This is a genomic window from uncultured Lutibacter sp. (assembly GCF_947495725.1).
GTDB lineage: Bacteria > Bacteroidota > Bacteroidia > Flavobacteriales > Flavobacteriaceae > Lutibacter.
This window is the reverse complement of record NZ_CANLZZ010000006.1, coordinates 177,638-191,344: the sequence shown is the minus strand read 5'-3', so window position 1 is coordinate 191,344 and position 13,707 is coordinate 177,638. Positions and strand designations below refer to the sequence as shown.

Below are 13,707 nucleotides of genomic sequence, written 5' to 3'. Positions count from 1 at the left end.
TTAATTCTAAAATTACATTAATTTACACTATTAGTTTTTGTCAAACTCTTTAACTGTTGGTAACTTTTCGTCTGCTTGTTTTACTCCGCGAGCACCGTTTAAACCTTCAAAATATCTTAAATAATTGTGCGAACCATATTTCGCTTTTTTATCAATAGCTTCTTGTCCAATTTCTCTTAATCTAGGTAAATCAACTTTTTCATCACCAACTAATAACAAATAGTTATTTTCTGAAACTACTTTACCAGATTTGTCTTTCATTTCAATTTCTACGTGAAATTGATCTCCTAATTTACCTGGAACTTTACACTTTAAAGTTGCATATTTTTTTGAGCTGTCTTCAGCTACATTTCCAATAGTTACAATTTCTCTTTTAACTTCATTTTTATTAGTATCATAAAAAACAACTTCAGCTTTACAAGCTTTAAAGTCTTTATATAAATCGTTTACAACCCATAACTTACCAATAAAATCTTCTCCTGGCAACCAACGTCTTCTTTCGTGCTCCAAACTCACTAATAATGGTTGATAAGCTCTTTTCACATAGTCATAAGATATTTTTGGCTGCTTGTAATAATCTACAATTCCCCATTTCATATCTGGTGCAAAAGTGATATAATGACAAATACTTATAGCACTAGATTTTGGTTTTCTTCTTCGGAAGTATTCTAAACCATATTGAAAAATAACACCTTGTGCAATTTGAGTAGCATCTACAAATTCTTGCATACTTCCAGTAGCCTGCGTATTTAAAGCATCGAAATTTAAGGTTCTAAACGTATCAAAATCTGTCCAATGATGTCCCCAACTTGGTCCTGGCGGCCATAATTCATCTTTTGGAATGAATTTCTTAATGCTTTCAACATTAGGACACGATGAAATGGCTAATTCTGGCACCGCTGCAAAATCTTTGCTATTAAAGAAACGTTCCATATTCTTTCTTCCTTCACCATAAAATAATCCATTTGCGTGAGTACTTTCTTTCGGTTTAAAACCTAATTCAATACCAACGTGGTCACTTAATGGTGAAACTGGAACATAATGTAAATCGGTATATGGTTTAACTACCTTTCCTAATTCTTTCATTAAATTAAGATTGTATAACGGATCAGAAGCTGTCATTAAAATTTCTTCTCCACCTTCAATAATAACCATACAAGGATGATTTCGTAAATCTTTCACAACAGAAATGGCTTCAGAAAAAATAGCCTTTTTAAACTCTTCTGTTTTAGGTAACGATAAACTTGCAATTGGTAAAATATCTTGCCAAACCGTAATTCCTTCTCGGTTACACAGCTCATAGAAATAAGGAATTTCTGTTGGGTGCCATCCAAAAATTCGAAGGTTATTCATATTTCCTTCTTTAGCTAAACGCACAAATTTTTCATACTTTTCATTTGATGCTCTTCCAAAGAAAATATCTGGTGGCCCACCCCAAGTTCCTGAACGAATAAAGTGACGTTTTCCGTTTACCATTACCGTCCACGGATTTTCTACTTCGTCTTTAGTATAACCTGGATTCATTTCCATTTTTAGCTCTCTAACACCAAATAACAACTTATCTGCATCTAACAGTTTATTATTACTTTTTACAGAAACATTGGCTGTATATAAATTTTGATCACCCAAATCCCACGGATACCATAGTTTTGCATCTGGAATTTTTATTGAAGTCTTCAATGTATTTGTTCCAGCCTCTAAAGTTTTTTGAATTGTTTTTGTATACGTTTTTGATTTGAAATTTTCTCCTTGAACTTCAATTTCAATATCAACAGATGTCGCAATGCTTGTAGTATTATCAACTTCAACCTGAATATCTAAAGTTGCATCATTCTTCTTTCCTAGTTTAGATTTTACGTAAATATCTTTCACTTTTGCAGCATCAAAAGCCTCTAATCGAACTGGTTTCCAAATTCCTGTTGGCACCACATCAACCCAATAGTCTCCGTGCCAAGCAGGTTTTCTTCCTGCTACCTGACTGTAACGCCTTGGTGCTGGATGCAAACGAACTGCCAATGTATTTCTTCCTCTACGCTTGTATTCAAAACTTACTAAATCTGTAATATCGTAAGAAAACGAAGTAAACATTCCTTCGTGCGTACCCAACATTTTTCCATTTACAAAAACATCACAAGCATAATCAACTCCATCAAAAGTCAATTCAATGGTTTTACCTTTCATTTCCTCCGGCACATTGAAAATGTTCAAATACCACCACTCATATTCGTTTACCCATTTAGCTTTAACACTATTTCTTCCAAAATGAGGATCTTCAATACGACCAACTCTCCATAAATCTGTAAACACATCTCCTGGAACGTGAGCTGGTGCCCAGTTCAAAGCATCTCCCATATGATCGTAACTAATTTCAGGAAATTTTTCTTCTAAACCTCTACCAGGTAATGTTCCTTGTACTTTCCAATGGAATCCACTTAAATCGTGGACTATTCTTTTTGGCGATTTCTTCTCTTGAGCTATTAACGAAATACTCATCAACAGAAATAACCCAAATACAAATCGAATTTTTGAAATTAACCTCATTATTATTGTTTTTTAAGTTCGTCTGTTTGCTTTTTTATACGTGCCTTTTGCTTCGCATTTAATCCGTGTTTGTACAAAAATTCTGGTCTGTAATTCATATAATGATCTTTCATTTTTTGATCATCTACATCTTGACTTAAATCACAATCAAAACGCACCAAAATAGTATGTCTCCAATTTCCACCTGCGTTAATTACGTGTGAAATTCCCCAAGTAATTCCTCTACCATCTTTTGTATTTGTAAATGCATCTGGAACAAATGGGCCAGCAGCTACAGGTAACATTTCCGTAATTGAGGCTATATCAAAATTCACCCAGTCTTTAGCGTATTGAATGGTATTATGCTCTTGTCCATCGCGTTGAACAATTGCGGCAACACCTTCTTTAAAAGGAAATAATGTTGTTTCGTGTCCAGAATTAATTACTGGGTTTAATGGATGCTTGGTAAATGGACCCAAAGGATCTTCAGCAATAGCTAAACCTTGCATTCTTATTTTTGAAGGTTTAAATTCAGGGCGTTTATCGAAATCTCCTTTGTAATACAAATAAATTCTTCCATCGTGCACTAATGGATACGGATCGTGAATTGAGTATTGATCCCAAGAACCTTCTGGTCCGTTTGGAATTACTATTTTTCCGGTATGATGCCACGGACCATCTGGAGAATCAGCCCAAGCTACAGAAACTGGACAAAAATCACCACGTAATCCACTTGCTTCCATAAAAGCCTGAAAGTATAAATAGTATTTTCCTTTAAACTTTAAAATATCGGTTGTAGTAACTGAACGCCAACCTGGTTGTGGTTTTGGTGGACGAGGAACGGCAACGCCTTGTTCTTCCCACGTAAAACCATCTTCTGAAGTTGCATAAAAAATATCAGACAAATCCCAATCTGCAGATGGAATTACATCTGTTGCTTCTTTTGCTCTTGACATTCCAACTGGCTTAACTGGAGATTTTCTATGTGTATACCAAACGTAATATTTTCCGTTTTCAAAAATCACTTTTGATGGATCTCTACGGGTAATTGTTCCATCACCATCATTATAATCAAACCCTTTTAACTTTGTGTATTTAAATTGCGTGTATAATTCCGAAGCTTCAGGACGAATATGTTCATAAGCATCATAATTTCTTTTTACTGCTTTACTTAAAGGCCTATTTGGTTTTTCTGAAGGAATAAAAAACGGAAATTCTTCAGTTGAAGAAACCTCTTTAGTTTTATTTTGTTCCGTAGCTTGTTTTTGCTCGCAAGAGTACATAACTAAACTTGCTACAATAATGTAAATTAGTTTTTTCATAATACTGCTTAAAATTCAAAGGTTAAATCTATTTTAATTGGCTCATCATCGTTACCAAAAATCATTTCTTCGTTACTTGTAGGTCCCATTTCTCCAATTTCTTTAAATTTAGATCCAATAGGTGAAATATTTTTCACAAAAGAAATATCTCCACTAGGCCATTTTGTATCATCTGAACCTCGCAATGCTTCAAAAGGTTTATCTGGAGTAAGCATACGTAAAAAAGTATGTGCATTATGGTTATATACATTAAAACCATTGTTATTATTGCCACGTAATTGCATCCAATATAAACTTGAGAAATAACCTTTAAATTCTGGATACACATAACCAGATTCTCCTGTTATTGTATTGTTATAATCGCTTTCCCAAACTTTTAATTGAGTTCCTTTCATTCTATTTCGCCAAACTCTGTACGGTCCGTCACCTAACCATTTCATACCTGCAACTTCTTTCTCTGGAAATGAAAATGTAATTCCTTTAAAGCCTTTTGTTTTACGTGTACTTTTTATTTCAACATTTAAATCTACAATACCGTTTGAATGAATTGTCCATTTAATAGATTCTCTTGTCATTTCGTTATTATCTTTCCAATCATAGTATTTTTTCTTGGCTTCAAACAAGGCTATTACTTCTACTTTTTCTTCAGAAGAATTTACGTAAACAGTATCTATTTTGTTTTTACTATCTAAAATAATTGGTCCATTTGATAATGGAATCAATACTCCGTTTTTAACAACCTTTTCAATTAAACCTGTTTTAGCAGAAAATGTTAAGTCTAATTCTTTTACTGTAATTTCAATTTTAGAATCGCCAGTTTTGGTTATTATTTTCCCATTTCCAGAATAACTGATTTTATTTTTATTATAGTTTTTTGGAAGTTTAACAGGATACGACCACGTAAAAATTTCCATTCCGTGTTGATCTGTAGCTGTTAAATACAATGCATCAGCTGAAGTCCAATTTTGAGGTAAATCAACTTTAAAAATTCCTTTTTGTTCTGGTTTTACTGAAGGTAGATTTACATTACTTTCTGAAATTATTTGCTCTTCTGTTGAACCTTTTGGGCCATCAAACTTCACCCATTTCGCTTTTATAGTGCAAGCATTCAAATTTGTGTAGTGATAGCGATTTTCAACCCTAAATTCACCGTTAAAACTTTCTCTTATATAACGATCTTCAATATAAATTGGAGACCAAACTTCTTTAATAGTAAAGTAACTTCCTTCTTTTTCTCCGTAAGGACCAACAATACCGTCAGGTGCGTGATTTCCATCGGCATCTAAAGCTCTATTTTTATCTGTTCTAACAACTGCTTCATCTGCAAAATCCCATAAAAACCCTCCTGCTGATAATGGTAAATCCCACATTATTTTCCAATATTCATCTAATCCAGCTCCGTGACCACCATCATACAATCCGTGTAAAAATTCGGTAGGAAATGATATTTTATCTTTTACATAGCCATCATAAGCCAGTCCGTGATATGGTAAATAGTGGAATGTATTTGTTTTTTTGAAAATTCCCCACGGATGAATTACCTCTCTATTTTGAATATCCCATTTAGAAAATTCATCATCCAATTCAGTATTCCATCCACTTTCATTTCCATTATCCCAAAGTACAATTGATGGATGATTGACATCTCTAACTACCGTTTCTTTAACCAGTTTTTTTCCAACTTTGGTATCTAAATACGGTGTGTGCCAAGTACAAAGCTCATCAAGTACAAATAATCCTAAAGAATCACAAGCCTCTAAAAAGTGAACATCTGGCGGATAATGCGACATACGTACGGCATTCATATTCATATCCTTCATCATTTTAATATGCTCAATACTCAATGCTTTTGAAGTTGTTCTCCCTGATTCTGGATGAAACGAATGACGATTTACACCTTTAAACTTAATACGTTGGTTGTTTACATAAATTCCATCTCCTTCTCTAACTTCAACAGTTCTAAATCCTATTTTTTGGATATAAGTATGAAGATTTTTTCCATTTTTATCCATTAAACTAAAATGTAATTGATACATCACTGGTTTCTCAGGATTCCAAGATTTTATATCTGAAGCTTTGGTTGAAACCGTCCATTTTCCATTTTCTTTAGCCAATTGCTCTACATTTAAATCATTTATTTTCTCTCCTTTAGCATTCGCTAAAACAATTTTAGTTTGTAAAGCTTTTTTAGATTTTGTAAACAGTTCTGCCTTAATTGTTCCATTTGCTTTTGCATCAACAGCAACACGCTCAATGTGTTCTTTTGGAAATGCTTGTAAATACACTGGGCGATAAATTCCACCAAAAATCCAGAAATCTGTATTACGTTCAGCACTATTAATAGATTTGTTTGAAGACATTTTATTCACCTTCACTTCTACTAAATTCTCTGCTCCATATTTTAATAATTTTGTAATGGAATATTTGAATTCATAAAAAGCTCCTTGATGAATTTCTCCGGCTAATTTTCCATTAATTTTTACTTCAGCATCCGTCATAACACCTTCAAAAACAATTTTCACTTCTCTATTTTTCCACGCTTTTGGCACTATAAATTTGTGTTTATATAAACCGTATTCATCGTGATACTCTTTTGGAATTTTATAATCACGTCCGTAATTGTAGTTTCCAAAACCTTGCAATTCCCAACAAGAAGGCACTCCAATTTTAGCCCATTCTTTACTGTTCATTCCATCTGAACAATAAAAATCCCATTCAACCAAATTGTCTTTATCTGTACCAGACAAATATTGAGTTTCAATTAAATTTTGGGCCAAAACAACTTCTGAATTACTGAATAGAAAAGCAACTATTAGAAGTGTATATATTTTATAGTATTTCATTTTTTATCAATTAAAATTCAAATGTTAAATCAAGAATTATAGGCTTGTCATCATTTCCAAAATAGTGTTCACTATTTCCTTGTGGACCTGTACTTTCTGGGAACTGAAATTTTGTACCAATTCCAGGAATATTCATTACAAATGAAATATCTCCTTTTGGAAATTCAGGATGTGTTTTTCCTTTTTTATTCTCTTTTGGTTCTTGCGGAGTGAGCATTCGCAAATACGTGTGTGGCGTTTTGCAATACACTGTAAATCCGTTATTGTTATTTCCTTTTACTTTTGACCAATATAAACTTGAAAAGAACCCTTTAAATTCTGGGTACACAAAACCAGATTCTCCTGTTACGGTGTTGTTATAATCGTTTTCCCAAACTTGGAATTTTGTTCCTTTCATTCTATTTCTCCACACTCTGTATGGGCCATCACCCAACCATTTCATACCTGCAACTTCTTCTTCTGGAAAAGAAAACGTTATTCCTCTAAACCCCTTTAAATTTCTTAATCCTTTAAACTCAACTTTTAAATCTAATAATCCGTTAGAATGAACGGTCCATTTGATAATATCTGAACGCTTTTCTTTAATTGTTGACCAAGCTGGCATCCATTTTTTCTCTTCAAAAGTTACTTGAATTTCGGTTTTACCTTCAAGTTCTTTTACACTCACATCAATGATTTTATCCTTCTGATTTAAAATAATTGGACCATTATTTAATGGAATTATTTTGTTCCCTTTTTTCACTTCTTGAAGTAAACCGTTCTCTTCTGAAAATGAATACATAATTCCATTTGCCTCAACTTTAATAGTTTTGTTTGTTGTTTCAGTTTTAACACTTCCTTTTGTTGAATAATCAATTTTTGAGTTACTTACTTCTTTTGGTGAAGCTACTGGGTAAGTCCACGTGAAAATTTCCATTCCGTGAGCATCGATTGCTGTTAAATGCAACGCATCAGCTGACTGCCAATTTTGAGGTTTTTCAATATTAAAAATTCCCTTTTCTGAAGGTTTTAAACTTGGAAGTTTCACTTTATTTTCAGCTAAAATGGTTGTTTTCAATCCCTCGTTTGGAGCTTCAAACTTTACCCATTTAGCTGTCATTGTACATTCTTCTAAATTGGTGTAATGGTAACGGTTTTCAACTCTAAAAACTCCATTAAAATCATTTCTAATAAAACGATTTTCAATATAGATTGGCGACCAAATTTCTTTAATAGTAAAATAACTTCCTTCTTTTTCTCCATAAGGTCCAACTATACCATCAGGAGCTTTATTTCCTTGTAAATCAATCTCATTATTTCGGTCAGTTCGCTCAATACCTTCATCTGCAAAATCCCAAAGAAAACCTCCAGCACTTAATGGTAAATTCCACATTACATTCCAATAATCATCTAGTCCTGCACCGTGACCACCATCGTATAAACCGTGTAAAAATTCTGTTGGAAATAAAATTTTATCTTTTGTATAAGCATCATTAATTAACGAGTGATAATGGCCATAATGAAGTGTATTTGTTTTTTTGTAAATACTCCAAGGGTGAATTACTTCTCTGTTTTGAATATCCCATTTTGCGTAATCATCATCAACTTCTGGATTCCAACCTTGCTCATTTCCATTTGCCCACAATAAAATTGATGGATGATTTACATCACGAACTACCGTTTCTTTTACAATTTTACGAGCAACTTTAGTTTCTAGCATTGGATTGTGCCAGGTGCAAATTTCATCAATAACAAATAATCCAATAGAATCACATACTTCTAAAAAATGAGTGTCTGGCGGATAATGAGCCATACGAACCGCATTCATATTCATATCTTTCATCATTCTTGCGTGCTCAATACTAAATGCTTTTGATGTTGTTCGTCCAGATTTTGGATGAAAAGAATGACGGTTTACACCTTTAAATTTAATTCGCTCACCGTTTACATAAATTCCATCACCTTCTAAAATTTCAACGGTTCTAAACCCAACACGTTTATTCACTGTATGTAAAACATTTCCTTTTTTATCCAACAAATCAAATTGTAACACATATAAATTTGGCTGTTCTGGATTCCAAGATTTTACATTGTTTGCTTTTCCTGAAACTTTAAACTTTCCAATTTCTTTTTGAATATTTTCTACTGTAATATCTTGAAGTTTCTTTCCTTTTAAATCGAATAAAGACAATTCAACGTTATCAGCTTTTTTTGAATCTATAAAAACATCTGCAATAATGTTTCCATCTGCTTTTGCATCAATTGCAACTCTATCAATATTGTCTTTAGGTGAAATGGTTAAATAAACTGGACGATAAATTCCTCCAAAAATCCAAAAATCTGCAACACGCTCTGCGTGGTTGATAGATTCGTTTGCTGAAACCTTGTTTACTTTAACCTCTAATACATTGTCTTTACCATATTTCAATAATTTTGAAATGGTATAATTAAATTCATAAAAAGAACCTTGATGAATTTCTCCGGCCAATTTTCCATTAATTTTCACTTCGGCATCCGTCATTACACCTTCAAAAACAAGTTTTACATCTTTGTTTTTCCAGTTGTTTGGCACATTAAAAGTATGCTTATACAAACCAAACTCTTTGGCTCTATTCTTCTCATCATCACTTCCATAATTGTAGTTTCCAAAACCTTGCTGTTCCCAACAAGATGGTACTCCAATTTTTGTCCATTCACCGCTTTTTCGTCCTTCCGAACAATAAAAATCCCATTCAACAAGGTTGTCTTTATCTGTACCAGATAAATATTGAATTTGGGTTTCGTGTTTACCTTGTGCATTTCCTAACTGAGTTGAAAATACAACTAGCATTAGCAGAACTATTTTTAAAACTTTCATACTTCGACATTTAAAATTTGAAATAATTTTTTGCGTTGTTATAGCAAATATCCTCCACCATACTTCCCAACAATTTCATATCATTAGGTAACAATCCATTTTCAACATCATTACCTAATAAATTGCATAAAATACGTCTAAAATATTCGTGACGTGGATATGACATAAAGCTTCTAGAATCTGTTAGCATTCCAACAAACCGACTTAACAAACCAAGGCTAGACAATGTATTCATTTGAGCTTCCATTCCCGTTTTTTGATCTAAAAACCACCAACCTGAACCAAATTGAATTTTACCGGGAACTGTACCATCTTGAAAATTCCCAATCATTGTGGCAACAACCTCATTTTGTGAAGGATTTAAATTATAAATAATTGTTTTAGTCAATTTATCTTCACTATCTAATAAATTTAAATATTTAGACATAGCAGCCGCACTATTTAAATCGTGAATGGAATCAAATCCAGTATCGGGACCTAACTTTGACAATAATCTACTATTATTATCTCTAATTGCACCATAATGAAATTGCTGAACCCAACCTTTTTTATGATCCATTACTCCTAATTCATAGAGCATTGCAGATTTAAATTTCGCTATTTCAATTGAACCTAATTCAATCCCAGATCTAATTTTAAAGAAGATTGTTCTAATTTCGGCTTCTGTATAATCTTCAGCATAAAAAACTTCAATTCCGTGATCTGATAATTTACAACCTATTTCATTAAAGAAATCGTGACGAGTATTTAAGGCGCTTAATAAATCTTCATAACAATTGATATAAACACCCGAAACCTCAGATAATTTCACCATATAATCATTAAAACTTTCTGCATCTTCAACAGCCATTGCTTTATCCGGCCTCCAAGTTGGCAATACCTTAATTTCACAATCGCTTTTTGCAATTTGGATATGATATTCTAAAGAATCGATAGGGTCATCAGTTGTGCAAACTACTTCAACATTCATCATTTTCATTAACCCTTGTGGTTTAAATGCTTCTAACTGCAACTTTTCATTGGCTAAGTCCCAAACTTCTTTTGCAGTTTCACCATTCAAAATTCCATCGAAACCAAAATAATTTTTCAGTTCCATATGTGTCCAGTGATACAATGGATTTCTCAATGTAAATGGAACTGTTTGTGCCCATTTTTCAAATTTTTCCCAATCTGAAGCATCACCAGTACAAAATCTTTCATCTACACCATTTGTTCGCATAGCTCTCCATTTATAATGATCACCATACAACCAAATTTCTGTTATATTTTTAAAGTTTTTGTTTTCGGCAATTTGTTTTGGACTCAAATGACAATGGTAATCTATAATTGGCATATGTTCTGCACTCTTGTGAAAAAGCTCACTTGCTGTTCTTGTTTCAAGAATAAATTCACTATCTAAAAAAGGTTTCATAAAATGTTATTTAATTTGAATAACTAATGTCGATTTTTAACGTCTGAATTAACCTATATTAAAAATCTTATCTCAAATGTATTTATAAAGAATCGTTTTAGTAACTTTAACGCAACTTTAACGGTAGCTATAACGGTTAAAGCACTAAACTAATTATCAGAAAATGAGACTTTCAGATGAACAAAAACAAGAGATTACAACTAAAATAAGAAATAGTAAAACATTTAAAAATGCCCCAACAAGTAATGCCCTTTTACAATACTTATTAGATGCTACATTAAAAAAAACTCCTTTAAAAGAAAGTGTTATTGAAATTGATTTTTTTGGAAGCAAAGAAGTAAGCGATAGGAATAACCCACGAGTTAGAGTTAATGTTTACAATTTAAGAAAGAAAATTACTAGCTATTACGAAAACGAAGGTAAAGATGATATTTGGCAACTGACAATTGATAAAGGGCAGTATCAGATTCGTTTTTTCAGAAAACAGCTTAAAAGTCAATTTACAAAACACTTCAGTTGGTCAAAAGCCATTCCATATGCAGCCTTAGTAATGGCAATATTAGCGCTTATTATTACAAATTCTACTCCTAAGCCTCCAAGAATTTGGAAATCGTTTATCACTACAAAAAAACCAACTAATTTAATTATTGGAGACCATTTTGGCGCTATGGGAAAAACAGTTACTGGAGGAATAGGTTGGACACGTGATTTTGAGTTGAACAACGTGAACGAATTTTATGATCTTCTCGAAGTAAACCCAGATTTAAAAAACGCTCTAAAACCTGCAAACTACACATATACTACAAGAATGGCTTCATTGGCCACACAACAATTTGAACGTTTTTTTCAACATTACAATAAGGATTTTGATATCAGATTTTCAACATTAACTTCAATTTCAGAAATAAAAGAAGGAAATGCAATTTACGCTGGTCCAATAAAAAACGGAAACCAATTCACTCACTTTTTCAACGAATCAAATCCATATTTTAAAGTTTCGAGAAATGAATTGACTCTATCGAATCATCCAAAAATAAAGGATACCATTATACATTTTAATATTGGAGAAGTAGATGAAGAATATGCCATTGTATCAAAATACCAAGGTATAGATAACACCGAACATTTTGTTTTTTTCTCTGAACACGATATTGGCGTTAGTGCTACAGCAGAATATTTCACCAATAAGGATAGTATTCAAAGTTTTATAAAGACTTATTTAAACAATAAAAAATATTTTACAGCACTTTTTAAAGTAAAAGGACAACACCGAACTAATACTGATATAAAACTAGAAATGGCAGTAGGTTTTTAAACTTACTGCCATTTTATAATTCTTTAAAAGTTAATTTTATTCATTTACATCAACCAATACAATTTCTTTACGCTTGTCTTCACTTCTTAGCGTAAACTTAATGTTTTTAGTTTCAAGGTTTTCAATATGTCTTGCGTAAACACCATAAGCTGGTGTAGCTCCTAATTTTGTAAATTCAGGGTATTCTGTTTCATTTTCTGGCACTTCAATTTTTGCATCTTCTTCAGTTCCTCCACCGGGCAAACTTACCTCTATGTTTTCAAATTTTATGCTTCCAATTTTATGATTAGGAGTTCCTGTAAAAAAGAAACCTGATGTTGGAGTTAATCTTAATTCAGACAAGTCTGAAACTTTAGCTTTTATATTTCTTATTACAACATTATTGATACTTCCAACCGATTTTTTCTCAGCACCTCTGTAAGTTAAGCCTCTTTCACCTAAACGAACAAAAATTGGCATTTCGACATTCTCCATTGTAATGTCTTCAATTAATACATTATCAATATTAGCTCCATCAACACTTAACATTTTAATTCCTCCACCTCTTGTATCGTGAATAAAACAATCTTTAATGGTAATATCTTTAAAATCTCCCATAGATTCTGTTCCAAACTTTATAGCTCCCCAATGACTTTTCAACTTACAATCTTTGACTAAAACATTTTGAGAAGGTTTTGGACTGGTACCTTTAAAACAAATAGCATCATCACCTGAATCGATGGTGCAATTTTTTATAACTCCATTGATACTTGAATCTATATCTATAGCATCATTATTTTTGTTTGCGTGACTGTAAATATCTATTCCGTCTACCTCAAAACCATCACATTGATAAAAATGAAGTGTCCAAGCAGCAGGACGTGTTAAATGAATATCTTTTAATTGCACATTTTTAGAACGTACCATACGTACTAAAAAAGGACGATTTGAATAACGAATATTATTATTTACATATTTACTATCCTTTGAAATTAAATCTGAAAAATCTGGTTTTACAATTGTAAGTCCTAGCTTTTTAATGGTTTCCTTAACTTTTTTAGGCGTAAACATTTCTCCTTGTCCGTCAATTGTTCCCTTACCTGTAATTGCTACATTCTCCACATCTACAGCTCCAATAAAACACTGACCTCTAAACTGACCAGTCGCATCAATAAAAGGGTCAACAACGGGATAATCATTCGGGTTAATACTTCCTAATAGAGTAGTATTTTCAGTAATATTTAAAGTAACATTACTTTTTAACAATAAAGTTCCCGAAACAAAAGTTCCTCCATCTAAAGTTACAGTTCCTCCGCCCGCTTTGTTGCATTCATCAATTGCTTTTTGAATGGCTTTTGTATTTATTGTTTTATTGTCATCTAATGCTCCATAATCTTTTACATTCCATTCTGTTTGTTTTTCACAAGAAAACAATGTAATTACAACAAGACTTAAAACTATTGCTATTTTATTTTTCATAT

Annotated in this window: 7 protein-coding genes; 1 reads left to right on the top strand and 6 read right to left on the bottom strand. The window is 32.4% G+C overall.

The genetic code is table 11. The features are described 5' to 3' along the window. Nucleotides 1-30: 30 nt before the first annotated feature. Genes Q0776_RS14485 through uxaC form a run of 5 tightly spaced genes read right to left on the bottom strand, consistent with a single transcriptional unit; the run spans nucleotide 31 to nucleotide 10,932 of the window. Complete coding sequence (locus Q0776_RS14485) at nucleotides 31-2,541, bottom strand: sugar-binding domain-containing protein (RefSeq protein WP_298369725.1); 2,511 nt, start codon at nucleotides 2,539-2,541, stop codon at nucleotides 31-33. A 2-nt stretch (nucleotides 2,542-2,543) separates the two neighbouring features. Beyond that, on the bottom strand, nucleotides 2,544-3,842 hold the full coding sequence (locus Q0776_RS14480) for a family 43 glycosylhydrolase (protein WP_298369723.1): 1,299 nt from the start codon (nucleotides 3,840-3,842) through the stop codon (nucleotides 2,544-2,546). Between the two features lie 8 nt (nucleotides 3,843-3,850). Continuing rightward, nucleotides 3,851-6,685, bottom strand: a complete 2,835-nt coding sequence (locus tag Q0776_RS14475; protein WP_298369719.1) for a glycoside hydrolase family 2 TIM barrel-domain containing protein — start codon at nucleotides 6,683-6,685, stop codon at nucleotides 3,851-3,853. 10 nt (nucleotides 6,686-6,695) lie between these two features. Next, nucleotides 6,696-9,521 carry a glycoside hydrolase family 2 TIM barrel-domain containing protein gene (locus Q0776_RS14470; RefSeq protein ID WP_298369717.1) on the bottom strand — a complete coding sequence of 942 codons (2,826 nt, stop codon included), beginning with the start codon at nucleotides 9,519-9,521 and terminating at the stop codon, nucleotides 6,696-6,698. Nucleotides 9,522-9,531: 10 nt separating this feature from the next. Further along, entirely contained in the window at nucleotides 9,532-10,932 is a 1,401-nt protein-coding gene (uxaC, locus tag Q0776_RS14465; protein WP_298369714.1) for a glucuronate isomerase, read from the bottom strand. Nucleotides 10,933-11,095: 163 nt separating this feature from the next. Here uxaC and Q0776_RS14460 point away from each other — a divergent pair, with 163 nt between their 5' ends. Further along, nucleotides 11,096-12,247, top strand: coding sequence for a hypothetical protein (locus Q0776_RS14460; RefSeq protein WP_298369712.1), 1,152 nt, complete (start codon nucleotides 11,096-11,098; stop codon nucleotides 12,245-12,247). A gap of 36 nt (nucleotides 12,248-12,283) precedes the next feature. Here the strand turns inward: Q0776_RS14460 and Q0776_RS14455 are convergent, their stop codons facing one another. Continuing rightward, entirely contained in the window at nucleotides 12,284-13,705 is a 1,422-nt protein-coding gene (locus Q0776_RS14455) for a glycoside hydrolase family 28 protein (protein ID WP_298369710.1), read from the bottom strand. Nucleotides 13,706-13,707 lie beyond the last annotated feature (2 nt).

Excerpts from the sequence above, each read along its gene's own strand:
- Q0776_RS14460 (WP_298369712.1), top strand. The coding sequence starts at position 11,096 with ATGAGACTTTCAGATGAACAAAAACAAGAGATTACAACTAAAATAAGA.
- Q0776_RS14470 (WP_298369717.1), bottom strand. The coding sequence starts at position 9,521 with ATGAAAGTTTTAAAAATAGTTCTGCTAATGCTAGTTGTATTTTCAACT.
- Q0776_RS14480 (WP_298369723.1), bottom strand. The coding sequence starts at position 3,842 with ATGAAAAAACTAATTTACATTATTGTAGCAAGTTTAGTTATGTACTCT.
- Q0776_RS14475 (WP_298369719.1), bottom strand. The coding sequence starts at position 6,685 with ATGAAATACTATAAAATATATACACTTCTAATAGTTGCTTTTCTATTC.
- uxaC (WP_298369714.1), bottom strand. The coding sequence starts at position 10,932 with ATGAAACCTTTTTTAGATAGTGAATTTATTCTTGAAACAAGAACAGCA.
- Q0776_RS14455 (WP_298369710.1), bottom strand. The coding sequence starts at position 13,705 with ATGAAAAATAAAATAGCAATAGTTTTAAGTCTTGTTGTAATTACATTG.
- Q0776_RS14485 (WP_298369725.1), bottom strand. The coding sequence starts at position 2,541 with ATGAGGTTAATTTCAAAAATTCGATTTGTATTTGGGTTATTTCTGTTG.